Below are 25403 nucleotides of genomic sequence, written 5' to 3' on the forward strand. Positions count from 1 at the left end.
GCGATGAAACCTTGCGGCACCGGCTGTTCGGGGCGGACGCTCCCGGCCGTGCCAGGGAGGGGGCGACCGCGGTCGGGCGACCTGAGAGAATGGCGGCATGGCCAACGACCGCCCGCCCGTCACCCACCACCACCCTCAGCCGACGGGCTTCGCCCCGCCCCTCACACCGCGGGCCCTCTCCGGTATCCAGCCCACCGCAGGCTCCTTTCACCTGGGGAACTACCTGGGTGCGATCCGCCAGTACGTGGCGCTCCAGGAGACCCACGACGCGTTCTACATGGTCGTGGACCTGCACGCCATCACGGTTCCGCAGGACCCCGCCGAGCTGCGGTCCAACACGCGCCTCGCGGCGGCGCAGCTGCTGGCGGCGGGCCTGGACCCGGACCGCTGCACGCTCTTCATCCAGAGCCACGTGCCGGAGCACGCGCAGCTCGGCTGGGTGATGAACTGCCTGACCGGCTTCGGCGAGGCCGGCCGGATGACGCAGTTCAAGGACAAGTCGGCGAAGCAGGGGTCGGACCGGGCGACCGTCGGCCTGTTCACGTACCCGATCCTGCAGGTCGCGGACATCCTGCTGTACCAGGCGAACGCCGTGCCGGTCGGCGAGGACCAGCGCCAGCACGTCGAGTTGACCCGCGACCTCGCGGAGCGCTTCAACGGACGCTACGGCCAGACCTTCACCGTCCCGGCGCCGCACATCGTCAAGGAGACCGGGAAGATCTACGACCTCCAGGACCCGACGGCGAAGATGAGCAAGTCGGCGTCGTCCCCGAAGGGCCTGATCAACCTCCTCGACGAGCCGAAGGTCTCGGCGAAGAAGTTCAAGAGCGCCGTCACCGACACGGACACCGTGGTGCGCTTCGACGAGAAGGAGAAGCCGGGGGTCAGCAACCTCCTCACCATTTACTCCACCCTCACCGGTACCGGAATCCCGGAACTGGAGCAGCGGTACGCCGGCAAGGGCTACGGTGCGCTGAAGACGGATCTGGCCGATCGGTTTGTGGAGTGGGTCACACCGTTCCGGGAGCGCACGCAGGAATACCTGGGCGACCCCGAGACGTTGGACGCTGTTCTGGCGAAGGGCGCCGAGAAGGCGCGCGCGGTGGCCGCCGAGACGCTGGCCAGCGCGTATGACCGGATCGGTTTCCTGCCCGCGAAGCACTGAAACGCACCGGAGCACCGGTGCGGCGCCCTACCGGTGAGGACGGGTGGGGGCGGTGCCAGAGTCCTAGGTCCCGCCCGAGTGTGTCCGACGACGCTCGCGGCGCGAGCCGCGCACGCGTCACACTGAGAGCAGACCGAACAGCGCCCGCGAGGCGCCCGTGATCAGGGGAAGAGGGGTGAACGCAGTGGGGACGAGCACGATCGGAGTCTCGATCGCGGTCCCGGAGCCCTACGGGCGCCTGCTCCAGGAGGCGCGTGCGGGCTTCGGCGACCCGGCCGCGTACGCCATCCCCACGCACGTCACGCTGCTGCCGCCGACCGAGATCGACTCGGCCGACCTCCCCGCGCTCCGCCGCCACCTCGCGAAGGTCGCGGCGGCCGGCAGGCCGTTCCTGATGAGGCTGGACGGCACGGACACCTTCCGCCCGCTCTCCCCGGTGGTCTACGTCCACCTGGCCGAGGGCACCGACGAGTGCACGGAGCTGCAGGCCGACGTGCGCTCGGGCCCCGTCGAGCGCGAGCTGCAGTTCCCGTACCACCCGCACGTGACCGTCGCCCACGGCATCGCCGACGAGGCGATGGACCGGGCCCATGCCGCGCTGGCGGACTTCACCGCGACCTGGACGGCCACCGGGTTCGCCCTCTACGAGCAGGGCGGGGACGGGGTCTGGCGCAAGATGCGCGAGTACCCGTTCGGCGTCGACACCTGCGGTGTCGTCCCGCAGCAGCAGGGTGCCCGCGCCACCACGACGCCCCGCTGACGGACCTGCGCACCCCGTGAGCCGGCCCCTTGGGCCGGATCCCGCCGCCGGCCCCTCACACCGGCAGCTTCCTGAAGAGCGCGCGTGGCACGTGCCGCAGCGCCGACATGACGAAGCGCAGCGCGCCGGGCACCCACACCGTCTCCGCGTGCCGCCGCAGGCCCGTCTCGATGGCCTCGGCGACCGCCTCGGGAGTGGTGGCCAGCGGCGCCTCCGGCAGCCCCGCCGTCATCTTCGTGCGGACGAAGCCGGGCCTGACGATCATGACGTGCACGCCCGAGCCGTGCAGGGAGTCGCCGAGGCCCTGTGCGAAGGCGTCGAGGCCCGCCTTGCTCGAGCCGTAGATGAAGTTGCTCCGCCGGGCCCGTTCACCGGCCACCGACGACAGCACGACCAGCGAGCCGTGCCCCTGCCGCCGCAGCGCGCCCGCGCACACCAGGGACGCGGAGACCGCCCCCGTGTAGTTGACCTGCGCGACCTGGACGGCGGAGAGCGGCTCCTGCTCGTCGCGGGCCTGGTCACCGAGCACGCCGAAGGCCAGCAGCACCATGTCGATGTCCCCTTCCACGAACAGCTTGCCGAGCACCTCCTCGTGGGACCCGGTGTCCAGCGCGTCGAACGGCACCGCCCGCGCGTCCGCGCCCAGCGACCGCAGGTGTTCGGCGGCGGCGTCGAGGGCGGGGGAGGGGCGGCCCGCCAGGTGGACGGTCCTGGTGCGGCGGCCGATGAGGCGGCGGGCGGTGGCGAGTGCGATCTCGGAGGTGCCGCCGAGGATCAGCAGGGACTGGGGGGTGCCGAAGGCGTCTTTCACGGGGGTGGGACTCCAGAGCACTAGAGGGCGAGGCGGCGGGCCAGGTCCGAGGTGAAGACCCCGCGGGGGTCGAGGTCGGCGCGCAGCTGCCGGAAGGCGTCGAGGCGCGGGTACATGGCGGGCAGCAGTTCGGGGCGGAGCCGGGAGTCCTTCGCGAGGTAGACGCGGCCGTCGGCGGCGGCGACCTCGTCGTCCAGGACGTCGAGGAAGGCGGCCAGGCCCGGCATGGCCGCGGGGATGTCGAGGGCGAGCGTCCAGCCGGCCATCGGGAACGAGAGCCACCCCGGGTCGGCCTCGCCGAACCGCTTGAGGACGGCGAGGAACGACGGGACGCCGCGGCGGCTGATCTGGCTCACGATGCGGCGCAGCGCGTCCTCCCGGCCGTCGCCGACGACGAACTGGTACTGGACGAAGCCGCTGCGCCCGTAGATCCGGTTCCAGTCCGGCACCCCGTCGAGCGGGTGGAAGAACGTCGAGATCTTCTGCAGCTCGCCCCGCCGTTCGCGGGGCGCCTTGTGGTACCAGAGGGCGTTGAACAGCCCGACGCTGCCGCGCCCGAGCACCCCTTCCGGCATGACGTCAGGGGCGCCCGGCAGCCGGCGCGGCCGGAAGTCGAGCGGCGCGCGGCGGGCGCGGGGCGGCAGGGCGTCGAGGGGGGCGTGGTCGCCGCGGGTCAGGACGGCCCGGCCGGTCTTCGCGCCGCGGGCGAGCAGGTCGATCCAGGCGACCGAGTAGCGGTAGCGGTGGTCGCCGGCGGTGAGCCGGGCCATCAGGTCGTCGAGGTCGGTGGCCCGTTCGGTGTCGACGCTCATCAGCGAGGTCTCCACGGGCAGCAGCTGGATCGTCGCGGCGAGCACGATGCCGGTCAGGCCCATGCCGCCGGCCGTCGCCCAGAACAGCTCCGGCTCGTCCTCGGGCGTGACGAGGCGGGTGCCGCCGTCCGCCGTCAGCAGCTCGATGGCACGCACGTGGCGGGTGAACGACCCCGACAGGTGGTGGTTCTTGCCGTGGATGTCCGTGCCGATGGCTCCGCCGACCGTGACGTACCGGGTCCCCGGGCTGACGGGCACGAACCAGCCGAGCGGCAGCAGGATCTGCATCAGCCGGTGCAGGCTCACCCCGGCGTCACAGACCACCAGGCCGTTGACGGCGTCGATCTCGTGGATCCGGTCCAGGCCCGTCATGTCGAGGACGGCACCGCCGGCGTTCTGGGCGGCGTCGCCGTACGCCCGGCCGAGCCCGCGGGCGATGGCGCCGCGGCCCCCGCAGTCCCGGACCGCCTCGGCCGCCTCCTCGTAGGTGCGCGGGCGGAAGACGTGGGCGGTGGTGGGCGCGGTGCGGCCCCAGCCGGAGACGGGGGTGGTCAGGGCGGAGGGTGCGGGCATGAGCGTGACGTTATCGCCCGGAAGGTGTGTATTGCCCCTGTATGCCAGGTCTCTCACTGGAACGGGTGAGTGGGGGTGAGCCGGGAGTCGATAACGGGCATATTACCTCATTGTCCCTTTTGTTTTGGAGGGGGCGTGCCACGAAAGAAGGAGAACCGCCGGTGCGAACTTCGGACTCCGCGGCGTCACGTGCGTCGGAAGTGGACCGCCAACTGCTCACCGCGCTGCGCCGATGCGGCGACGGGCCGCCGGTCGCGCGCGCCGCGCGGGCGCTGTCCTGGAGCGGCGAGCACGCCGCGCTGTGGATCGCCGCCGGGCTCACCGGCGCCTGCGCGGACCGGGCGCGCCGACGTGCCTGGCTGCGGGCCACCGTCCTCGTCGGAGCCGCGCACGTCGCGAGCATGGGCGTCAAGCGGGTCGTCCGCCGGCCGCGCCCGTACCTGCCGGCCGCGCGGCCCCTGGTGAGCACCACGGGCCGGCACAGTTTCCCCAGCTCCCACGCGGCGTCGTCGGCGGCCGCGGCCGTCGCCTTCGGCGCGCTGCTGCCGGGCCCGTTCCGCCTGTTCAGCCCCTTCCCCCCGCTGGCCGCCGGGGTGTGCGCGTCACGGCTGGTCGCGGGCGTGCACTACCCGAGCGACGTCGCCGCGGGCGCCGCGCTGGGCGCCGCCACCGCCCGGCTGGGCCGGGCCTGGTCGCTGCGGGGCGGAGGAACCCATGGCTGAGCCCACCTCGGCGGTGTTCGACGACGTACCGCGTCCGGCGAGCGCCGTCCCGGTCCCGGTCCCCGTCCCCGTCCCCGTCGTCGGGATGCGCCGTGTCGGGCTGCTCCGCACCGTGGCGGGCCTTCCCGGCGGCCTGGTCAGAACGGCCCGGCCGCGGCAGTGGGTCAAGAACGGCCTGGTGCTCGCCGCGCCGGTCGCCGCCGGGCGGCTGCTGTCGCGCCACGGACTGATCCAGCTCGGCATCGTGTTCGTGCTCTTCACCGCCTGCGCGTCCGCCGTCTACCTGATCAACGACGCACGTGACGCCGAGGCCGACCGGGCCCACCCCGTCAAATGCGCCCGCCCCGTCGCCAGCGGCCGGCTCCCGGTGCCGGCCGCCTACACGGCGGGCGCGCTGCTCGGGGTCCTCGCGCCGGTGGGCGCGTACGTGCTGTGCAACGCGGCGACCGCCGGGCTGCTCGCCGCGTACCTCGTCATGCAGCTCGCGTACTGCCTGCGGCTCAAGCACGTCCTCGTGGTGGACCTCGTGGTCGTCACCACCGGCTTCCTCATGCGCGCCATGGCCGGCGGCTTCGCCCTCGACATCGCCCTGTCCCGCTGGTTCCTGATCACCTCGGGTTTCGGCGCGCTCTTCATGGTCGCCGCCAAGCGCTACTCCGAACTGGTCCTGATGTCGGGCACCGACCGCGAGGCCGGTGCCTCGCGCTCCCTGCTGTCCGCGTACACCACCGGCTACCTGCGGTTCGTCTGGCAGCTCGCGGCCGGGGTCGCGGTCCTCGCGTACGGGATGTGGGCGATGGAGACCGGTGGCGCCGCCGCCGGCTCGCTGCCCTGGCGGCAGCTGTCCATGATCCCGTTCATCCTGTCCGTGCTCCGCTACGCCGTCTTCGCCGACGCGGGCGCGGCCGGAGCGCCGGAGGACGTGGTGCTGCGCGACCGCCCGATGCTCGTCATCGCCCTGGGCTGGGCGGCGCTCTACGCCCTCGCGGTGGCCGAGCTGTGACCTACCGGGCCGAGCTGTGACGCACCGGCATGGTGTCGGGTCCGCCCTGCGCTCCGAGATCCTCGGCTTCGCGCTGGCCGGCGCCGCCGCCTACGCCGTCGACCTCGGCCTGTTCGTCTGGCTGCGCGGACCGGGCGGCTTCGGGCCGCTCACCGCCAAGGCGCTGTCGTTCCTCGCCGGTTGCACGGTCGCCTACGCCGGCAACGCGCTGGGTACCTACCGCGGCCGCCCACCCGCCGTCGGCCGCGCCCGCCAGTACGTCGTCTTCTTCGCGTTCAACGTCGCGGGCGCGGTGGTGCAGCTCCTGTGCCTGGCCGTGTCGCACTACGCGCTCGGGCTCACCACCCCGCGCGCGGACGTGGTCTCGGGCGCGGGCATCGGGATGGCGCTGGCCACAGCGCTGCGCTTCTGGGGGACGCGGACCTTCGTCTTCGGACGTCCGGGACCGGCCGCGTCCCCGGCCGACCGGCCGCACCCCCGACCCCGCCACCGCGCCGGGAGTGCGAACCCTGACGGAGGGTAGGCAACCGACATGGAGTGGACCACATGGAGTGGCTGACGAAACTGCCGTGGATCGGCCCGTGGATCGCCCGGCTGATGCGCACCCACGCCTGGCGTTCGTTCGAGCACCTCCAGAAGGTGCACTGGAGCCGGCTGGCCGCGGCCGTCACCTTCACCAGCTTCCTGGCCCTCTTCCCGCTGATCACCGTCGCCGCGGCGATCGGCGCGGCCCTGCTCTCCGACCGGCAACTCCAGGACATCCAGAAGAAGGTCTCGGAACAGGTCCCCGGCATCGCCGACCAGCTCAACATCGACGGTCTCGTCGCCAACGCCGGCACCGTCGGCCTCATCGCCGGCGCCCTGCTCCTCTTCACCGGCTTCGGCTGGGTCGCCTCGCTCCGCGACTGCCTGCGCGCGGTCTGGGAGAAGGACGACGAGGACGAGAACCCGTTCAAGAGCCGGCTCAGGGACGCCGGGATCCTGCTCGGCCTCGGCGCCGCCGCCATCGTCTCGCTGGCCTCCTCCGCGTTCGCCACCGCCGCCGTCGGCTGGGCCGCCGACCACCTCGGCGTCGAGGACAGCACCGTCGGCCAGTTCTTCCTCACCGCCGCGGGCTTCTGCATCGCGGTCGTCGCGGACTTCGTGCTCCTGGTCGTCCTGCTCACCCTGCTGCCCGGCGTCGAACCCCCGCGCCACCGGGTGGTCGTCGCGGGGGCCTCGTCGGGGCCGTCGGCTTCGAGATCCTCAAGCTGGTCCTCAGCAGCTACCTGCAGAACGTGGCCGCCAAGAGCATGTACGGCGCCTTCGGCGTCCCCGTCGCGCTGCTGCTCTGGTTCAACTTCATGGCCAAACTGCTCCTCTTCTGCGCCGCCTGGACCGCAGTCCCTTCCAAAACCGCGACGGCGGAAGCCGAGCAGCCGGCAACCGACCCGACCCCCACCGAGGACCACCCGGCAACCGTCCGCCCCGCCTGACCCCCAACAGAAGGTCCGCGGTCCGCAGGTCTGACCCCGGGGCCATCCCCGCCCCCGTCAGTCGGTGGCTTCGTCGCGGGGCTTGCGGCGGGAGGGGCGGGGGTCGGGCAGGGTGGGGGCGGTGGTTCGGCGGCGGCGTAGGAGGAGGACGGCGCCGGCGACGAGGGCCAGGGCGCCTGCGGCGATTCCGGCGTAGGTCCAGATGCCGTTCGAGCTGGACGTGCTGGTGACGGCCGCCTGGGCGGGGCCCTTAGTGTCCGGGTCGGGGGCGTTCGCCTGGGCGGCGCTCCGCGTCGGGACCAGGGTGCCGACCGGCTGCACGGTGGAGGCGGCCTTGAAGCCCCAGTCCAGCAGCGCGGCCGTCTCCTTGTAGACCTCGTTGGGGCGTGCGGCCGGGTGCATCACGGTGACGAGCAAGGTGCGACCGTCTCGCTCGGCCGCGCCGGTGAAGGTATTGCCCGCGTTGGTGGTGAAACCGTTCTTCACCCCGATCAGGCCGGGATAGCGGCTGACACCCATGCCGGTCAGCAGGCGGTCGGTGTTCTGTATGCCGAAGGAGGAGCGGGTCTTCGACGGCTTGCCCGTCTTCAGGTCCTTGTACTCGCCGGGGAACTGGGCGCTGGCCGTCCCGCAGTACTCGCGGAAGTCCGCGTTCTTCAGCCCCGATCGGGCGAAGAGCGTGAGGTCGTAGGCGCTGCTGACCTGGCCCGGCATGTCGTAGCCGTCGGGCGACACGACATGGGTGTCGTCGGCCTGCAACTCCTTGGCCTGCGCGTTCATTTCCTGCACGGTCTTGTCGACGCCGCCGTTCATCGTGGCGAGGACGTGCACCGCGTCGTTGCCCGAGTGCAGGAAGACCCCGAGCCACAGGTCGTGGACCGTGTAGCTGAGCTTCTCCTTGATGCCGACGAGGCTGCTGCCCTCGCCCATGCCGCGCAGGTCGGAGTCGGCGACCGTGTGCACCTCGGTCTTCTGGAATTTCGGCAGCACGGTGTCGGCGAAGAGCATCTTGAGCGTGCTGGCGGGAGCCAGTTTCCAGTGCGCGTTGTGGGCGGCGAGCACCTCGCCGGTCTTCGCGTCGGCCACGATCCACGAACGGGCGGTCAGGTTCGGCACCGCCGGGCTCCCGGCCTCCGGCTGCACCTGGGTGCCGGGCACCCCGAGCCGTTCGCCGCCGACCTTCGACATGGCGGCGGGAGGCACCGGTTCCTTCGTTCTCTCGTCCGCGTGGGCGGGCGAGGCGAGCAGCGGGCCGGACGCCAGGGTGGCGGCGCACAGGGCCAGCAGGGAACGGCGGAAGGCGGGTGCAGGCTTGGACACCAGCAGAACGTACAGGCCTGGTGGCGGAACGCGCGCCCCCCGTTTGTCCCGCGGACGCGTGAGGATTCGCACGCCCGGGAGGCGGAACCAACCGGACCCCGTCGGCCGTTGCCGTGCGGGAGTCCCCATACTGGGATGTATGAAGCTCAACCGCCCCGTCTCCTGGTTCCTGATCGCCTTCGGTGTGTGGTCCTGGATCGTCTGGACCACCTTCGTGAAGAACCTGTGGAAGGACGCGAGCGGGCTCGCGTTCGACGACGGCTCCCCGACCGCGTACTTCTGGGTGCACCTGACGCTCGCGATCACCTCGTTCCTGCTGGGAACGGCGATCGGCGCGCTCGGGTTGCGGTCGCTGCGGGTCCTGAAGCGGGAAGCCGCCGCCGGGACGCCGGTCGAACCGCAGCGCTCCGACACGGCAGCCGTTTAGTGATCGTCGTCTTCGTCCTGGGCGCACTGGCCGTCCTGGCGCTGTTCGTCGCCCTGCACCGGTACCTGTGGCGACGCCTGGTTCGCGACGTGTCGGCGCCCGGCGGCTGGTACCGGCGCGTCGGGACGGTGCTCGCCTTCGTCCTCCCGCTGACCAGCCTGGGCGCGCTGCTCGGTGGCCGTGAACTGCCGCTCGCGGGCGAACGGTGGCTGGCCTGGCCGGGCTACCTGTGGCTCGCGGTGCTGATCTATCTGACGTTCGCGCTGCTGGTGGGCGAGGCGGTACGACCGCTGCTGCGGCGTGCGCTCGACCGCCGGGCGGCGGCCCGGACGGATGAAGTGGTTCCGGAAGCGGTCACGGTCCCGGTGGAGGTTCCGCCGGCAGCTCCGCGCCCGGCGCCGACCGCCGCGACCGCCGAGCCCGCCGCCGCTCCCGCCGCGACCGACGAGCCCGCCGCCGGTGCCACCCGGCGGCAGTTCGTCGCCCGCACCGTCGCCGCCGCCTCCGTCGCCGTGGCGGCCGGGACCGTCGGGTACGGCACCTACGGCGTCCTGCGCGGCCCCCGGCTGAAGAACGTGACGATCCCCCTCGCGAAGCTGCCCGCGCGGGCGGACGGTTACCGGATCGCGGTGGTCAGCGACATCCACCTCGGACCGATCCTGGGCCGGGCGCACACCCAACGCATCGTCGACACGATCAACGGCGCCCGCCCCGACCTGGTGGCGATCGTCGGCGACCTGGTCGACGGGACCGTGGCGGATCTCGGACCGGCCGCCGAGCCGCTGGCCGGACTGCGGGCCCGGGACGGCTCGTACTTCGTCACCGGCAACCACGAGTACTTCTCGGGCGCGGCCCCGTGGGTCGACTTCGTCCGCGAACTGGGCGTGCACCCGCTGGAGAACGCCCGGGTCGAGCTGCCCGGCTTCGACCTCGCGGGCGTCAACGACATCTCCGGCGCCGACCACCACGCCGCGCCCGACTACGGCAGGGCGCTCGGCGACCGGGACCGCACCCGGGCCGCCGTCCTGCTGGCGCACCAGCCGGTGATGATCCACGAAGCGGTCAAGCACGGCGTGGACCTGCAGCTCTCGGGACACACGCACGGCGGCCAGCTCTGGCCGGGCAACTACATCGCCGAGCTGGCGAACCCCACCGTGGCGGGTCTCGACCGGTACGGCGACACCCAGTTGTACGTGACGCGCGGCGCGGGCGCCTGGGGTCCGCCGGTACGGGTCGGGGCGCCGTCCGACATCACGATCGTGAAGCTGGTGTCACTGCGCGCGTGAGGCCTTCTTCGCGGCGCGCTTCGCCGCCCGCTTGGCCGGGACCTTGGCGACGGGCTCAGCGGCCGTGGCAGTGTCCTGGGGCGCTTCCGCGCCGCCCCCCGACGACTTCTGGGACGAGATGAACGTCGGCAGGATGAAGTCGTGGATGAGCCCCTTGGCGTCCCTGACCAGCGGACGGAACACCCGGTAGCGCGAGAGGCTGACGACCTTCGCCACCAGCGGGGTGCACCGCTTGACGAAGTTCCGGGTGCGCTCGGTGTCGTCGGTGCGGTCGAAGACCCAGTACAGCACCACGATCATCAGGTGCAGCCAGAGCAGGTCCGGGAGGAGTTCGGCGAGTTCGGCGTCGAGCTTGGGGGCCAGGTCCGAGCCGTTCAGCACCTCGTCGAAGATGGCGACGGCGGTGGCGCGCGCCGGGTGCGACTCGTTCGAGAACGGGCTGAGCGGGCTGTCCGGATCGGCCGCCGTGCGGAAGAACTGCGAGGCGAACTCGTGGTACGGCGCCGCGCAGTCCACCCACGAGGTGAGGGCGATCTCCAGGCGCTTGGAGAAGTCGGTGACGCCGGCCATCTTGGCGTGGGTGTCGACCGCGTGCTCGTGCGTCATCCGGTCGTAGAAGCCCTGGATCAGGAACTCCTTCGACGCGAAGTAGTAGTAGGCGTTGCCGACCGACACCCCGGCCTCGGTCGCGATCGCCCGCATCGTCGTCTTGTTGTAGCCGCGTTCCTGGAACATCCGCATCGCGGTGTCCAGGATGAGCGCCCGGGTCAGCTCGCTCTTGTCGGTCTTCGGACGCGCCCGGCCGCCCGGCAGTTCGGCGGCCGGCGCGACGTCGTCGGACGGGCTACGGTCAGTTTCTTCCACAGGGGTGAGCCTAACCGCCGTGCCCGCACGCATCGCCGCAGTCCTCGTGGGCCGGCAGCGGCGCCCCGGGCGGCCGGCCGGTGCCCGGATTCCGGGCCCGTTCCCAGTCCGTTCCGGGCGGCGCCCAGGCGGTGCGGGCGGGGCCCCAGTCGGTCTGGCGCCAGGCGTTCCGGGCTCCGCCGCGGTGGCCGCCGTTCGGGCCGGGCGCCGGCCGGCGGCCGTTCGGGGGGACGTCCCAACCGGCGTACGGAGTGGCCGCGGCCCGGTACTTCGCGGCCGCCAGGACCGCGGCCCGCGCGAGCGGCGCCCCGACCGGGGTGCTGAAGCGGTGGGCCATCGGACGGTACTCGGCGAGCGCCCACAGGACGACGATCCAGGCGGCGTCGCCCGTGTAGAGCTGCCCCTGGTCGCCGATGACGGTGATGCGGCTGAGGGTAGAGGCGTGGTCGAGGTCCGGGTACCGGCCGCGCGCCTCGGGGGAGCAGGCCGGGACGAGGTCCAGCGGGACGAGCCGGCGCTGGCGTCCGAGCCAGCCCCGCACGAACGAGCAGAGCCGGCAGTCGGCGTCGTACAGGACGGTCAGCCGGCGGACCGGGACGCGGGCGTCCCGGTAGGCCGGTGCGGGTGCTGCCACTTCCGCGGGTGCTTCCGGTGCTTCCGGTGCTGCGGGTTCTGTGACTTCCGCGGGTTCCGCGGGGCGGGCGGCGTCGGCGGCCATGGTGGTCAGAGCGCCGGGGTGGCGGGGGTGGTCCAGCCCTGTGGCGGCACCGGCGGCACCTGCTCCTTCTCCATGATGCCCCGGCGGCGCATCTTGTTGAGGATGAAGACGTTGCCGAGGTGCAGGACACCGAGGACGAGCAGGACGACCCCGAGCTTGACCGACAGCACCTCGAAGAGGCCCCGGGCGTCCTCGACCGCGTCGGCCGCCTTGAGGTAGAGGGCGACGAACCCGAAGTTGACGAGGTAGAAACCGACCACCAGGAGGTGGTTGACGGCCTCGGCGAGCTTCTCGTTGCCGTGCAGCACGTCGGCGAGGAAGATCCGCCCGTTGCTGCTGAGGGTGCGCGCGACCCAGATGGTCAGACCGATGCTGATGAGCAGGTAGACGACGTACGCGACGACCGTGAGGTCCATGGTCCATCCCTTTGAACGTGTTCAAAACTTCTGACAGGCCTGACTGTAGACCCATTTTTGAACGTGTTCAACCATGGGCGGCGGGGAACGAAAAACGCCGGGCGGGCCTGATGTCTCAGGCCCGCCCGGCGTTCCGGGAAAAGGTGGGTCGGTCGCGTCAGTCGCGCGAGTGGCTCAGCTCCAGGTCGAGGTCGTCCCCGCCGTCGCCGTCCTCGCCGCCGCCCACCGTGACCGTGGCGGGGAAGGGCGGGTAGCCCATCGTCAGCAGCGTGTAGCGGCCCGGGTAGAGGTTGGCGAAGGCGTAGCCACCGTCCTGACCCGTGTGGATGACGCCGACCTCCTTGCCGTCCGCGTCCTGCAGGACGACCCGCGCGTCGTCGACGGGATCGCCCTGCGCCGTGCGCACCGTGCCCGAGAGGGTGCCGGTGCCGCTGAGCCGCAGATCGCACTCCACGGGGCGGTCGTTCGTCATGACGCTCGCCGTCTGCGGCTGGTGCCCGTCAGCGTTGGCGACCAGCACGTACGAGCCGCTGCCGGGCGTCGGCAGGCTGAACGATCCGTCGTCGTCCGCCGTGATCCGGCCGACCTGGCGGCCGTCGGCGGCGATGAGGGTGAGCTCGGAGCGCGGGATCGGCAGTCCGAAGGCCCCGCGGACGGTGCCGCGCACGGACGGGCCGCCGGCCTTCGTCAGGGGGATGACGACACCCGACGCCGGAGCGTCGTCGTCCTCCGGCGCGCCCTCGACCGCCAGGTGCGGCAGCCGCTTGTCGAGCCAGCCCGGCAGCCACCAGTTGGCGTTGCCGAACAGGTGCATCAGCGAGGGGACGAGGACCGTCCGCAGGATGAACGCGTCGAGCGCGACCGCCCCCGCCAGCCCGATGCCGAACATCGCCAGCACGCGCTGCCCGCTGAGCACGAAGGCGCCGAAGACGCAGATCATGATGACGGCGGCGGAGTTGATCACCCGGCTGGTCTCGGCCAGGCCGACGCGTACCGCCCGCGCGTTGTCCTTGGTGTGCGTCCACTCCTCGTGCATCCGGCTGACCAGGAAGACCTGGTAGTCCATGGAGAGGCCGAAGAGCAGCGACAGCATGATGACGGGGAGGAACGCCTCGATCGGGCCCGCGCGTCCGGCGCCCAGCGCGTCACCGCCCCAGCCCCACTGGAAGACCGCGACCAGCAGTCCGAAGGACGCGGCGGCCGCGATCAGGTTCATCACGGCGGCGGTGAGCGGTACGACGATGCTGCGGAAGGCCACCATCAGCAGGACGAAGCCCAGCGCGATGATCACGGCGATGAAGAGCGGGAGCTTGCCCATCAGCACCGAGGCGAAGTCCTTGAACATCGCCGTCTGGCCGCCGACGTACGCCTGCATCGTGCTGCCCTGCTCGGCAGCCGGTACGACGTCCTCGCGCAGGTGGTCGATCAGGTCCGACGTCGACTTGTCCTGCGGCGAGCTGTTCGGCACCGCTTGGATGACGGCGACCTCGGCGCCCGGCTGCATCGGCATCGCGGCGGCGAAGGTGATGCCCTTGGTCGCGTTGAGCTTGCCGACCAGGGTCTGCACCGCTGCCTTGTCGGTGTCCGACTTCACCTCCGCGAGGATGGTCAGCGGGCCGTTGAAGCCGGCGCCGAAACCGCCCGCGAGCAGGTCGTACGCCTTGCGGGTGGTCGTCGTGTCCGGGTTGTTGCCCTGGTCGGACGAGCCGAGGCGCAGGGAGAGCATCGGGATGGCCAGCACCGCCATGACCGCGACCGCGACCAGCGAGAGCACCCGCGGGTGCCGCTCCAGGAAGCCGGACCAGCGGGCCGCGGCACCGGTGGAGTGCTCCGGCTCGGGGCCGTTCGCGGCCAGCTTGCGGCGCTGGCGGCGCGACAGCACGCGCATGCCGAGGACGCCGAGCATCGCGGGCAGCAGCGTGATGGCCGCGGCGACGCTCAGGACGACGGTCAACGCGGACGCGATGGCGACCCCGTTGAGGAAGCTCAGACCCATCGCGAACATGCCGAGCAGGGCGATGCAGACGGTGCCGCCCGCGAACAGCACGGCGCGGCCCGAGGTGTTGACCGCTGTGACGGCGGCCTCCTCCGGCGTCTTCCCGCGCAGCACGCCCTTGCGGTGCCGGGTGACGATGAACAGCGCGTAGTCGATGCCGACGCCCAGGCCGACGAGCATCGCCAGCATCGGGGACACGTCGGCGATGGCCATGCCGTGGCTGAGCAGGATGATCGCCGACGAGGCGGTGAAGATCGCGAAGAGCGCGGTGATGATCGGCAGCAGCATCCCGAACAGCGAGCCGAAGGCGAGGAAGAGGACCACGGCCGCGGCCGCGATGCCCACGAGCTCGCTCAGGCCCTGCGGCGGCTCCTCGGCCATCTGCACGGCCTGACCGCCGGCCTCGACCTGCAGGCCGTCGCCCGAGGCGTCGTGCACGATGTCGATGAGCTTCTTCACCTCCTCCTTGTCCAGCTCGTTGCCGAGCTTGGTGAAGGTGACGGTGGCGTAGGCGGTCCTGCCGTCCTTGCTGATCTTCGCCGCGCCCTCGGGCGCGTACGGGCTCGCGATCGCGCCGACGTCCGCGACCCCGCTCTTGATCTTCTGCAGGGCGGCGGTCATCTTCTGCTGGACCGCGCTGTCACGTACCGAACCCTGGTCGACGTGCCACACGACGTTGTCGGACTCGCCGGCCTGGTCGGGGAACGCCTTGTCCATCAGCTTCAGGACCTGGGCGGACTCGGTGCCCGGCAGCTCGAAGACGTTGGCGTAGTCGCTCCCGGCCGCGGTACTGCTGGCGCCGAAGCCGGCCACCACCGCCACCCACAACCCGATCACCAACCACTTGCGCCTAAAGCACCAACGTGCCAATGAGGCCACGGTCCCAGCTCCTTCACTCGCTGCCGACGGTCGCTGCCGGGCAGGAATTCCCCCGCAGTCTGCTCAGCCTCCGTGCCGGGGCCGGGCCGTCACAAGGTGAATCGGGATCTCTCAGGGAACTCCCAAGTTGTCTCCAGTGGGTCTGTGGGCCATCACTGCCGATACTTGAGCCATGGAGAACCCCGAGAGGCCGGCCACCGTACTGATCGTGGAGGACGAGCCGGGCATCGCGGACATTCTCCGAATTACCCTGAAATACCATGGCTTCACGGTGTGTACCGCGGCCACCGGCCGACAGGCCGTCATCGCCGCCCGCGAGTACCGGCCCGATCTGGTGCTCCTCGACGTGATGCTGCCGGACGGCAACGGCTGGGAGGTCTGCCGCACGCTGCGCGCCGAACGCGACGACCTCGCGGTGATCTTCGTGACCGCCCGGGACGCGCCGCGCGACGTCGTCGGCGGCCTCGCGCTGGGCGGCGACGACTACATCACCAAGCCGTTCGGCGTGGACGAGGTCGTCGCCCGGGTGCACGCCGTGCTCCGCAGGACCCGGCGCGAACCGGAGCCGGCCGACCCCGTACTGCGCCACGGGGACCTGGAGATGGACGAGACGACGTACAGCGTCCGCCGCGCGGGCGAGCCGGTCGATCTGACCCCGACCGAGTACAACCTGCTGCGGCACCTGCTGCGCAACGCCGGGCGGATCGTCACCAAGGAGCAACTGCTCCAGCACGTCTGGCAGTACGACACCGTCGTCGAGTCGACCGTCGTCGAGACCTACATCAGCTACCTGCGGCGAAAGCTCGACCGGCTCGGACCGCCGCTCATCGAGACCCGGCGCGGCATCGGCTACGGGCTGCGGGCACTGACATGAGGTTCGGGTTCGGGACGTTCGGGCTCGGCACGCGCGTCAGTGGCGTTCGTGAAAGCGGGAGGGCCGAGTTCGGCAGGTACGACAGCGGTTCCGGATCCGGTTCCGGACCGAGGCGCTGCTTCTGGCCGCGCCCCCGCTCGCTGCGCGGGCGCTTCACGATGGCCAACGTCACCTTCCTGGCCATCGGGCTGGTGATGGCGGGCGCGGCCAGCCTCATCGGCATGTACACCATGCTGATCGGCGAGATAGACGACTCGTTGAAGACCTCCCAGAGGGCGATGTCCTCCACGCCGTTCACCAGCGGCGGCCTGCAGCAGCTGTGCACGATGGCCGGCATGCTGCAGACCGCCAAGGGCGGCAAGGTCGTCGCCCAGGCCTTCGACCAGGACCTGTTCCTGGTGCTCGACTCCCACGGCCGGATCTCCACGGTGTGCGAGGGCGACGTGGCCAACCTCAACGAGGAGCGCCGCAGTCTCGCCTCGGCACTGCCGGACGTGAAGGCGCTCGCGTCGTCCGGCGACGCCGCGACCGTGCACAGCGCCGGCAGCTACTACCGGGTGGTGGTCTCCCGCCTCGGTGACGGCACCATGGTCGTCAAGGGGATGCGGCTCAACGGGGTGCGGCGGGCGGTCGGCCACCTCCTCATCGTCGAGGTCATCGACAGCGTCGTGCTGCTGGGCCTGCTCGCCATGGGCTCGCTGACCGCCGCCCGCCGGCGGCTGCAACCGCTGGAGGACATGGTCGAGACGGCGTCCGCCATCTCCGAGGGCGACCTCTCCCGGCGGATCGCCACCGCCTCGCACGGCAGCACCGAGGTCGAGCAGCTCAGCGCCGCCCTCAACGCCATGCTCCAGCAGATCGAGACGGCGCTCACCAGCAGCGAGCGGGCCACCGCCCAGCTCCGCCAGTTCCTCGCCGACGCCTCCCACGAGCTGCGCACGCCGCTCGCCTCCGTCCGCGGCTACCTCCAGCTCTACGAGAAGGGGATGCTCGACCCCGACGAGAAGGACCGCGCCCTGACCAGGGTGTCCGCCGAGGCGATGCGGATGAGCCGCCTCGTCGACGAACTCCTCGCCCTCGCCCGGCTGGAGGACCGGCCGGCGCTCGCGCCGCGTCCCGTCGACCTGACGCAGCTGGTCAGGGACGGTATAGCCGATCTCGCCATGCAGCAGCCGCAGCGGCCCATCGCGCTGATCCTGCCGGGCTGCGTGGAAGTGCTGGGGGACGAGGCGCAGTTGCGGCAGATCCTGGGGAACCTGCTCAGCAACGTCCGGGTGCACACTCCGGCGGAGTCCCCGCTGACCGTGGAGGTCGTCCGCCGGGACGAGGACGTCCTGCTGCGGATCACCGACTCCGGCCCCGGCCTGTCGCCGCAGGACGCGGCCCGCGCCTTCGACCGCTTCTTCCGCGCCGACCCCGACCGGGCCAGGGACACCGGCGGCGCCGGCCTCGGCATGTCGATCGTCCAGGCCGCGGTCGACGCGCACCACGGATCGGTTCGCCTCGACACGGCCCCGGGCACGGGGCTCACGGTCCGCGTCACCCTCCCGGCGGTCCGTCCGGCCGAACTCGCCCTGGAGAGCGGCGACGCGGCCGCGCGCTGAAAACCCGGCCGCTCAGACCGGTCCGGCGGCCGCGGGGACCGGTGGCTCGGCCGCCGCACGCTCTCCGACCTGCTGCGCCGAATCCTGTTTGCGGCGGGAGACGTTCAGGGCTTGCGTTAGAGCCCCCTCCAACCCGTACGTTCGATGCCATGCCAACGACGAATGAGAAGTCCGCGCCCGACACGGCCGACGCCCCCTCCGAGCGCTACGCGCGCGGCCTCGCCGTGCTGCAGAAGATCGCCGGCACCGAGCGGCCCGCCGTGCTCGACGCGCTCGCCGGGATCGCCCCCGACCTGGGACGGTTCACCGTCGAGTTCGGCTACGGCGACATCATCTCCCGCCCCGGCCTGACGCTCCCGCAGCGCCAGTTGGCCACCATCTCGGCGCTCGCCGCGATGGGCAACGCGGCCCCGCAGCTGCGCTTCCACGTCGACGGGGCGCTCAATGTCGGCATCAGCCGGCGGGAGATCGTGGAGACGTTCATCCACGCCGGCGTCTACGCGGGCTTCCCGGCCGCCCTCAACGCCCTCACCATCGCCCGCGAGGTCTTCGCCGCACGCAAGGAGGCCGGCGACGCCGACGCCGGGCCCATTGCGCCGGCCACCCCCAGCGAGCCGGGCACCACCCGCTACGAGCGCGGAGCGGAAGCGCTGGCCCGCATCGACGGCCACGCCGGCGAAGCGGTCGTCGCCTCGCTCCAGGACATCGCCCCCGACCTGGCCCGGTACCTGATCGAGTTCGCCTTCGGCGACGTCTACTCCCGCCCGGGACTCGACCTCAAGTCCCGCGAACTGGCCACCATCGCCATGTGCACCGCCCTCGGCACGGCGGCCCCGCAACTCCGCGTCCACCTCCACGGGTTCCTCAACGTGGGCGGTACCGAGGACGAGGCCGTCGAGATCATCACCCAAATGGCGGGCTACGCGGGCTTCCCCGCCGCCCTCAACGGCATCACCGCCGCCCGCGCCGTCTTCGACGAGCGCGCGCAATCCCGGTAGCGGGGCTGAACGCGACAGGTGGCGGGGTCAGGCGACGATCATTCGGGTTCCGTTGAACTGTCGCTGATCCAGGTACTCGAGCCACTCGGCGTAGCGTGCCTCGGCCGGCGGGATCGAGCGGTCGTATCACGCGGCCCGGTGTCCCGATGTATCGCCGGCCACGAGCAGTACGGCGTGCGGGGCGCCCGCTGGGTCGACCCCCTCGGAAGAGTGAACCGCCCGCCGGAAGCGGACACGGCGGCGGCCCGGGCGGAAGGCCTTTGCCGTTCCGTCCGGGCCGCCACCCCGTGGGGGGCAGGTGGGTCAGCCGTTGGTGACGGCCGTGTCGTCGATCAGGAAGCTGGTGGCCGCGGAGGAGTCCTCGGCGCCCAGGAACTTGACGGTGACCGTCTTGCCCTTGAAGGCGGACAGGTCGAGGGTGCGCTGGACGTAGCCGCTCGGGGTGGTGTTGGAGTACGTCGCCAGCGTGGTCGTCGTGGTGCCGGAGACGACCTGGGCCTTCAGCGTGTCGTAGGCCGTGGAGCCCGTCTCCTTGGTGGTGATGCCGAGCCAGAAGCTGAGCTTCGGCGCCGCGGCGGTGGCCGGGATGGTCACCGACTGGGAGAGGGTGTCGGTGTGGGTGGTGCCGTAGCCGTTGAGCCAGGCGTAGTACGAGCCGCCGTGGGGGGCGGCGCCGGTCTCATTGGTGATGACGCCGGTGCTCTGGGCCCAGGTGGTCGCACCCGACTCGAAGCCGGGGTTGGCCAGCAGGTTGGTGCCGTCCGGCGGCGGGGTGGTGCCGGTTCCACCGCAGGTGGTGGAGGTCGCGGCGACGGCTGCCGCCGTCCAGGCCTTCTCGACCGCGGCGCACTGCGTGCTGCTGCCGCCGAACAGGTCCTTCGCCGCCTTGATGCTCGCGGTGCGGGCGCCGGGGTAGTCGGTGGCGGCCGTCATGTACGTGGACAGCGCGCGGTACCAGATCTTGCCCGTGTCGGCGTTGCCGATGCCCGTGACGGCCGGAGCGCCGTTGCAGGTCGGGCTGTTGCCGTACGAGGAGGAGCCGGAGCCGACGGCCAGCAGGTAGAAGAAGTGGTTGCCGACGCCCGACGAGTAGTGCGGGTCGAGGTTCTTGGTGCCGGTGGTCCAGCAGGACTGCGAGACGCCGTCCTTCTTCGGGTCGTCCATGTACCGCAGCGGCGAGGAGCCGATCTTCTCGCCGATGAGGTAGTCGGGCTTGTCAGCCGGGCTGTTGGCGTTGAACTCGACCAGGGTGCCGAAGATGTCGCTGGTGGACTCGTTGAGGCCGCCCGCGTCGCCGAAGTAGTTCAGGCCCGCCGTCGCGGCGGTGACGCCGTGGCTCATCTCGTGGCCGGCCACGTCGAGCTCGGTGAAGGGCTTGTCGCCCGCGGCGCCGTCGCCGTAGATCATGGAGAAGCTGTCGTCGTCCCAGCCCGCGTTGGCGTAGTTGACGCCGTAGTGGACGAAGGAGCGGGCGCCGACACCGTTGTTCTTGATGCCGTTGCGGCCGTGGACGTTCTTGTAGTAGTCCCACGTGGCCTGGATGCCGTAGTGCGCGTCGACCGCGACCGTGGCGCGGTCGGTGAGGGCGCCGTTGCCCCAGACGTTGTCGGTGTCCGTGAACGCGGCGCCGAAGCCGGCGGGCGGCGAGTCATTGGTGGCCGTCTTGTTCTGGGCGTCCCGCGTCTCACCGTTGCCGCGGGTCGGGTCCAGCAGCTGGTAGCCGCCGCTGACACTGGTGGTGCCCAGCGTCACGTCGCCGACCTGGTAGCCGTGGCCGGTGCCCGAGGCCGCGGCGCCCGCGACGGAGGCGGCGGGGGCCGTCGCCTGGGTCTGGCCCGCGACGACGGTGCTGATGAAACTGTTCCACGACTGGCCGGTGGCGCCGGTCCGCGCGTTCACCAGGACGTGCAGGTGGCTCGGCGACTGGTCGGGCGCGGTGCCGTTGATGACGACCTGCCAGACCAGCGCGGGCTTGGCCGAGGTGGCGTCGACGACCAGCTTGGCGGTGCTGCCGCGCTTGACACCCTTGAACTTCTTGGCGGCCGTGGCGATGGCCTGCTTGGCGGTGATCTTCGGCGTGACCGACAGGTTCAGCGGCGCCGCCAGCGTCAGGGACGCGTCGCGGGCGGTGCCGTCGGGAGCCGAGTGGACGACGACGTCGCCGCCCAGGACCGGCAGGCCCTGGTAGGTCCGGTCGAGGTGGACGTGACGGGAGCCGTCGGCGTCGACGGTCACGTCGCGTGACGTGAACACGTCGTGTGCGCCGGCCCGCACCAGCTGCGGGTGGGCGGCCACGGCGGAGTTCGCGTCACGCAGTGCCTGAGCTTCGCTCGCCGTCGGCGGGATGGGCCGGGGGTTCTTCGCGGCGCTGGCGGGGGTGCCCGCCCCGGCTATCAGAAGCCCGCTGACCGCGAGGGTGAGGGTGCTGGCGAGTACGGATCGTTTCATGGCCACGGAGCATGGCGGTGGCCGCTGACCCGCGGCAACGGAGTCCCAACTCTGTTTAATTGCGGGAGTTGCAACAACGCGTTAAACCGTGTCCCACAAGCTGTGTGAGGTCTGTGAACCATAAATCTTTGGGTAAGACTGTTCACGGCGTGATGCCGATCACCGGAGGTTTCCCTCCCGGTCGCTAGCATGTGGCCTCCCCCCACCCGGCACGCAGGACGGACGACCCTCCCCTGTGACCTACAGACCGCTGCCACCAGAAATAGCCGACGCGCTGCGCACCGGCCCCTTCGAAGCCGCCCTCGACGCCGCCGTCCGGGCCAGCGGGCTCAGCATGGAACGCATCCGGCACCGGCTCGACACCCGGGGCGTCCAGGTGAGCGTCACCACGCTCAGTTACTGGCGCCGCGGCCGCAGCCGGCCGGAGCGCCCCCAGTCCCGGCAGGCCGTTCGCCTGCTGGAAGAGCTGCTCGCCCTTCCCTCCGACTCCCTGGTCTCCCTGCTCGGTCCGCAACGCCCGCGCGGCCGCTGGGTCAACCGCCCGCCCGTCAACCTCGACGCCGCCCGGCTCTGGCAGGAGTACGAGAGCCTGCCCGGACTGCTCGGCGAGATGGGCTCCACCGACGACGGCCTCGCCCGGCTCGCGGTGCACGACCGCTACGAGATCGACGCGAACGGCTGCGAGACGACCTGGACGACGACCCTCGTCCTGCGGGCCGAGCGCGACCGGGTGGACCGCTGCATGATCATCACCCGCGGCGACGACCCCAAGCGGGAGCTGCCCGTCCTCACCGGGGTGCGCAACGCCCGGCCCGGCCGGGTCCGCATCGACGGCTCGGTGCCGCTGGTCGTCGCCGAGCTGCTGCTGGAGCGGGAACTCGCCAAGGGCGAGACCGAGGTCGTCGAGTACACCTACCAGATGCCGAGCGCGGGCGCCCGCACCACCGAGTGCGGACGCGGCTTCCCGGTGCCCATCCGGCTCTACACCCTCGAGGTGCAGTTCCATCCGGACACCGTGCCGTTCCGCAGCCACCGCTGCGTCGGCACCAACGCGGGCGGCCAGCTGCCCGCGGTCGAACCCGTCTGGATCAGCGCCTCGGGGCGGGCGCTGTTCTCCGTCGAGGACCCGCAGCCCGGCTTCCAGGCGCTGCGCTGGGAGTGGGAATAGCCGAAGGCCCCCGTCCGCAGCGGCGGACGAGGGCCTTCACCTGCGGGACGCCCTAGAAGCGACGCGTGATCAGCGCGCGCTTCACTTCCTGGATGGCCTTCGTGACCTCGATGCCACGCGGGCACGCGTCGGTGCAGTTGAACGTCGTGCGGCAGCGCCAGACGCCGTCCTTGTCGTTCAGGATCTCCAGCCGCTGCTCACCGCCCTCGTCGCGCGAGTCGAAGATGAAGCGGTGCGCGTTGACGATCGCGGCCGGGCCGAAGTACTGGCCGTCGTTCCAGAACACCGGGCAGGACGACGTGCACGCCGCGCACAGGATGCACTTGGTGGTGTCGTCGAAGCGCTCGCGGTCCTCGGCGGACTGCAGGCGCTCACGCGTCGGCTCGTTGCCCTTGGTGATCAGGAAGGGCATGACGTCGCGGTAGGCCTGGAAGAACGGGTCCATGTCGACGATCAGGTCCTTCAGGACCGTCAGGCCCTTGATGGGCTCGACCGTGATCGGCTTCTCCGGGTTGAGGTCCTTGATCAGCGTCTTGCACGCCAGCCGGTTGCGGCCGTTGATGCGCATGGCGTCCGAGCCGCAGATGCCGTGGGCGCAGGAACGCCGGAAGGTCAGCGTGCCGTCGAGCTCCCACTTGATCTTGTGGAGGGCGTCCAGGACGCGCTCCTTGGGATCGATCGGGAACTGGTAGTCGACCCACTCGACCGCGTCGGAGACCTCCGGGTTGAACCGGCGGACCCGCATCGTGATCGTGATCAGGTGGCCCGCGCCGGCCTCGGCGGCGTCCAGGGCATCTGAATGCTTGTCGAGCGTCGGGGTGCTCATCAGTACTTACGCTCCATCGGCTGGTAGCGGGTCACCACGACCGGCTTGTAGTCGAGACGGATCGACTCGTTGCCGGCGGAGTCCGTCTCGCGGTACGCCATGGTGTGCCGCTGGAAGTTGACGTCGTCGCGGGTGGGGTAGTCCTCGCGGTAGTGACCGCCGCGGGACTCCTTGCGCGCCAGCGCGGACACGGCCATGACCTCGGCCAGGTCGAGCAGGTTGCCCAGCTCGATGGCTTCCAGCAGGTCGGTGTTGAAGCGCTTGCCCTTGTCCTGGACGGACACGTTCTTGTAGCGCTCGCGCAGGGCGCCGATCGTCTCGACGGCCGTCTTGATCGTCTGCTCGGTGCGGAACACCATCACGTTGGTGTCCATGCACTCCTGCAGCTCCTTGCGGATGTCCGCGACCCGCTCGGTGCCGGTGTTGTTGCGCAGGCCCTCGACCTGGGCGACGACCCGGGAGGCCGGGTCCTCCGGCAGCTCGACGTGGTCCGTGGTCGCCGAATACTCGGCGGCCGCGATGCCGGACCGGCGCCCGAAGACGTTGATGTCGAGCAGCGAGTTGGTGCCCAGTCGGTTGGCGCCGTGCACCGAGACGCAGGCGACCTCGCCCGCGGCGTACAGGCCCGGGACGACGGTGGTGTTGTCGCTCAGCACCTCGCCCTGGACGTTGGTCGGGATGCCGCCCATGGCGTAGTGCGCGGTCGGCTGGATCGGGATCGGGTCCGTGTAGGGCTCGATGCCGAGGTACGTCCGCGCGAACTCGGTGATGTCGGGCAGCTTGGCGTCCAGCTGCTCCGGCGGGAGGTGCGTGAGGTCGAGGTAGACGTGGTCGCCCTCGGGACCGCAGCCGCGGCCCTCACGGATCTCGGTGTAGATGGAGCGCGAGACGACGTCGCGGGAGGCGAGGTCCTTCATGACGGGCGCGTACTTCTCCATGAAGCGCTCACCGTCCTTGTTGCGGAGGATGCCGCCCTCGCCGCGGGCGCCCTCGGTGAGGAGGATGCCCATGCGCCAGATGCCCGTCGGGTGGAACTGGAAGAACTCCATGTCCTCCAGCGGCAGCCCGCGCCGGTACGCGACGGCCTGGCCGTCACCGGTCAGGGTGTGCGCGTTGGAGGTCACCTTGAAGAACTTGCCGGTGCCGCCGGAGGCGAAGATGACGGCCTTCGCCTGGAAGACGTGGATCTCGCCGGTGGCCAGCTCGTACGCGACGACGCCGGCGGTCCGCTGGACGCCGTCGACCTCGGTGAGGAGCAGGTCCAGGACGTAGAACTCGTTGAAGAACTCCACGCCCTCCTTGACGCAGTTCTGGTACAGCGTCTGGAGGATCATGTGGCCGGTGCGGTCCGACGCGTAGCAGGCGCGGCGCACGGCGGCCTCGCCGTGGCTGCGGGTGTGCCCGCCGAACCGACGCTGGTCGATCTTGCCCTCGGGCGTCCGGTTGAAGGGCAGGCCCATCTTCTCGAGGTCGAGGACCGCGTCGATGGCCTCCTTCGCCAGGATCTCGGCGGCGTCCTGGTCGACCAGGTAGTCGCCGCCCTTGACCGTGTCGAAGGTGTGCCACTCCCAGTTGTCCTCCTCGACGTTCGCGAGGGCGGCGGCCATGCCGCCCTGGGCGGCGCCGGTGTGGGAGCGGGTCGGGTAGAGCTTCGTCAGAACGGCGGTGCGGCTGCGCTTCGTCGACTCGATGGCCGCGCGCATACCGGCGCCGCCGGCGCCGACGATGACGGTGTCGTACTTGTGGATCTGCATGGGGTTGTTTCCCTGTCCGTCCCTGGCCTAGCGGATGTTCGGGTCGAAGGTGAAGATCACCAGCGTGCCGAGCACGATCGTGAACGCCGTTGCGGTGAACAGCAGCGTCTTCAGCCAGAACCGGGTGTTCGCCTGCTCGGCGTAGTCGTTGATGACGGTGCGCAGGCCGTTGCCGCCGTGCAGCATGGCCAGCCACAGCATGACCAGGTCCCAGCCCTGCCAGAACGGCGAGGCCCAGCGGCCGGCCACGAAGGCGAAGCCGACCTTGGTCACGCCGCCGTCGAGGACCAGCTGGATCAGCAGGTGGCCCAGCACCAGGACGACGAGCACGACGCCGGACAGGCGCATGAACAGCCAGCCGTACAGCTCGAAGTTGGTGCGGGCGGCCCCCGGCGAGCGCAGCGTGCGCTTGGTGCGGGCGCGCGGTGCCTCGATGAGCGGCGCCGGGTTGTCCGGGCCGACCGAGGTGCTGGAGGAGCTGAGCTCCACGGAGTCGGTAGTCAT

Annotated in this window: 21 protein-coding genes and 2 pseudogenes; 12 read left to right on the forward strand and 11 right to left on the reverse strand. The window is 71.2% G+C overall.

Annotated elements, in window-relative coordinates; genetic code table 11:
• Positions 1-97 precede the first annotated feature (97 nt).
• Both trpS and M2266_RS21955 read left to right on the forward strand, forming a co-directional pair.
• Complete coding sequence (gene trpS / locus M2266_RS21950; protein WP_277439709.1) at positions 98-1165, forward strand: tryptophan--tRNA ligase; 1068 nt, start codon at positions 98-100, stop codon at positions 1163-1165.
• A gap of 184 nt (positions 1166-1349) precedes the next feature.
• A complete protein-coding gene (locus tag M2266_RS21955) occupies positions 1350-1925 on the forward strand; it encodes a 2'-5' RNA ligase family protein (RefSeq protein WP_277439710.1) in 576 nt (191 codons plus the stop codon).
• 55 nt (positions 1926-1980) lie between these two features.
• Here the strand turns inward: M2266_RS21955 and M2266_RS21960 are convergent, their stop codons facing one another.
• Both M2266_RS21960 and M2266_RS21965 read right to left on the reverse strand, forming a co-directional pair.
• Positions 1981-2736: a decaprenylphospho-beta-D-erythro-pentofuranosid-2-ulose 2-reductase gene (locus tag M2266_RS21960; protein WP_277439711.1), complete on the reverse strand. Its 756-nt coding sequence runs from the start codon at positions 2734-2736 to the stop codon at positions 1981-1983.
• Between the two features lie 20 nt (positions 2737-2756).
• Positions 2757-4121 carry an FAD-binding oxidoreductase gene (locus M2266_RS21965; protein ID WP_277439712.1) on the reverse strand — a complete coding sequence of 455 codons (1365 nt, stop codon included), beginning with the start codon at positions 4119-4121 and terminating at the stop codon, positions 2757-2759.
• A gap of 161 nt (positions 4122-4282) precedes the next feature.
• On the opposite strand from M2266_RS21965, the gene M2266_RS21970 reads away from it, so the two are divergent.
• From M2266_RS21970 to M2266_RS21985, 4 genes and pseudogenes are all read left to right on the forward strand, one after another.
• The gene (locus M2266_RS21970; protein WP_277439713.1) at positions 4283-4843 is read left to right on the forward strand and encodes a phosphatase PAP2 family protein; all 561 of its coding nucleotides are present in this window, start codon (positions 4283-4285) and stop codon (positions 4841-4843) included.
• 85 nt (positions 4844-4928) lie between these two features.
• Positions 4929-5846, forward strand: a complete 918-nt coding sequence (locus tag M2266_RS21975; RefSeq protein WP_277441296.1) for a decaprenyl-phosphate phosphoribosyltransferase — start codon at positions 4929-4931, stop codon at positions 5844-5846.
• Between the two features lie 16 nt (positions 5847-5862).
• Positions 5863-6369 (forward strand): GtrA family protein, encoded by a 507-nt coding sequence (locus M2266_RS21980; RefSeq protein WP_277439714.1) that lies wholly within the window; start codon positions 5863-5865, stop codon positions 6367-6369.
• A 23-nt stretch (positions 6370-6392) separates the two neighbouring features.
• Positions 6393-7321: pseudogene (locus M2266_RS21985) on the forward strand (YihY/virulence factor BrkB family protein).
• A 57-nt stretch (positions 7322-7378) separates the two neighbouring features.
• Here the strand turns inward: M2266_RS21985 and M2266_RS21990 are convergent.
• Entirely contained in the window at positions 7379-8641 is a 1263-nt protein-coding gene (locus M2266_RS21990; protein WP_346780919.1) for a D-alanyl-D-alanine carboxypeptidase, read from the reverse strand.
• A 139-nt stretch (positions 8642-8780) separates the two neighbouring features.
• On the opposite strand from M2266_RS21990, the gene M2266_RS21995 reads away from it, so the two are divergent.
• Entirely contained in the window at positions 8781-9068 is a 288-nt protein-coding gene (locus tag M2266_RS21995) for a hypothetical protein (RefSeq protein ID WP_277439716.1), read from the forward strand.
• Entirely contained in the window at positions 9068-10354 is a 1287-nt protein-coding gene (locus tag M2266_RS22000; RefSeq protein ID WP_277439717.1) for a metallophosphoesterase, read from the forward strand. Before M2266_RS21995 ends, M2266_RS22000 begins: the two co-directional genes overlap by 1 nt.
• On the opposite strand, the gene M2266_RS22005 is transcribed toward M2266_RS22000, so the two are convergent.
• From M2266_RS22005 to M2266_RS22020, 4 genes and pseudogenes are all read right to left on the reverse strand, one after another.
• Complete coding sequence (locus M2266_RS22005) at positions 10340-11218, reverse strand: TetR family transcriptional regulator (protein ID WP_277439718.1); 879 nt, start codon at positions 11216-11218, stop codon at positions 10340-10342. The genes M2266_RS22000 and M2266_RS22005 overlap by 15 nt on opposite strands.
• Positions 11219-11474: 256 nt before the next feature.
• Positions 11475-11852, reverse strand: a pseudogene (locus M2266_RS22010) (DCC1-like thiol-disulfide oxidoreductase family protein); the annotation flags it as partial.
• A gap of 89 nt (positions 11853-11941) precedes the next feature.
• Positions 11942-12352, reverse strand: a complete 411-nt coding sequence (locus tag M2266_RS22015) for a hypothetical protein (RefSeq protein ID WP_277439719.1) — start codon at positions 12350-12352, stop codon at positions 11942-11944.
• A 157-nt stretch (positions 12353-12509) separates the two neighbouring features.
• Entirely contained in the window at positions 12510-15218 is a 2709-nt protein-coding gene (locus M2266_RS22020; protein ID WP_277441297.1) for an MMPL family transporter, read from the reverse strand.
• A gap of 181 nt (positions 15219-15399) precedes the next feature.
• Between M2266_RS22020 and M2266_RS22025 the strand changes: the two genes are divergently transcribed.
• The 3 genes from M2266_RS22025 to M2266_RS22035 all read left to right on the forward strand — a co-directional run bounded on the left by M2266_RS22025 (position 15400) and on the right by M2266_RS22035 (position 18703).
• Positions 15400-16101, forward strand: a complete 702-nt coding sequence (locus tag M2266_RS22025) for a response regulator transcription factor (RefSeq protein ID WP_277439720.1) — start codon at positions 15400-15402, stop codon at positions 16099-16101.
• Between the two features lie 158 nt (positions 16102-16259).
• Positions 16260-17705 (forward strand): HAMP domain-containing sensor histidine kinase, encoded by a 1446-nt coding sequence (locus tag M2266_RS22030; protein WP_277439721.1) that lies wholly within the window; start codon positions 16260-16262, stop codon positions 17703-17705.
• A gap of 149 nt (positions 17706-17854) precedes the next feature.
• A complete protein-coding gene (locus M2266_RS22035) occupies positions 17855-18703 on the forward strand; it encodes a carboxymuconolactone decarboxylase family protein (RefSeq protein WP_277439722.1) in 849 nt (282 codons plus the stop codon).
• Between the two features lie 303 nt (positions 18704-19006).
• On the opposite strand, the gene M2266_RS22040 is transcribed toward M2266_RS22035, so the two are convergent.
• Positions 19007-21151 carry a M4 family metallopeptidase gene (locus M2266_RS22040; RefSeq protein ID WP_277439723.1) on the reverse strand — a complete coding sequence of 715 codons (2145 nt, stop codon included), beginning with the start codon at positions 21149-21151 and terminating at the stop codon, positions 19007-19009.
• A gap of 235 nt (positions 21152-21386) precedes the next feature.
• Here M2266_RS22040 and M2266_RS22045 point away from each other — a divergent pair, with 235 nt between their 5' ends.
• Positions 21387-22319, forward strand: coding sequence for a hypothetical protein (locus M2266_RS22045; protein WP_277439724.1), 933 nt, complete (start codon positions 21387-21389; stop codon positions 22317-22319).
• 52 nt (positions 22320-22371) lie between these two features.
• On the opposite strand, the gene M2266_RS22050 is transcribed toward M2266_RS22045, so the two are convergent.
• The 3 genes from M2266_RS22050 to M2266_RS22060 are packed head-to-tail and all read right to left on the reverse strand — an operon-like array spanning position 22372 to position 25403.
• A complete protein-coding gene (locus M2266_RS22050; protein WP_277439725.1) occupies positions 22372-23145 on the reverse strand; it encodes a succinate dehydrogenase iron-sulfur subunit in 774 nt (257 codons plus the stop codon).
• The gene (sdhA, locus tag M2266_RS22055; protein WP_277439726.1) at positions 23145-24899 is read right to left on the reverse strand and encodes a succinate dehydrogenase flavoprotein subunit; all 1755 of its coding nucleotides are present in this window, start codon (positions 24897-24899) and stop codon (positions 23145-23147) included. The genes M2266_RS22050 and sdhA overlap by 1 nt, the downstream gene beginning before the upstream one ends.
• Before the next feature lie 27 nt (positions 24900-24926).
• On the reverse strand, positions 24927-25403 hold the full coding sequence (locus tag M2266_RS22060; protein ID WP_277439727.1) for a succinate dehydrogenase hydrophobic membrane anchor subunit: 477 nt from the start codon (positions 25401-25403) through the stop codon (positions 24927-24929).

It is taken from the genome of Streptomyces sp. SPB162 (genome assembly GCF_029504575.1).
GTDB lineage: Bacteria > Actinomycetota > Actinomycetes > Streptomycetales > Streptomycetaceae > Actinacidiphila.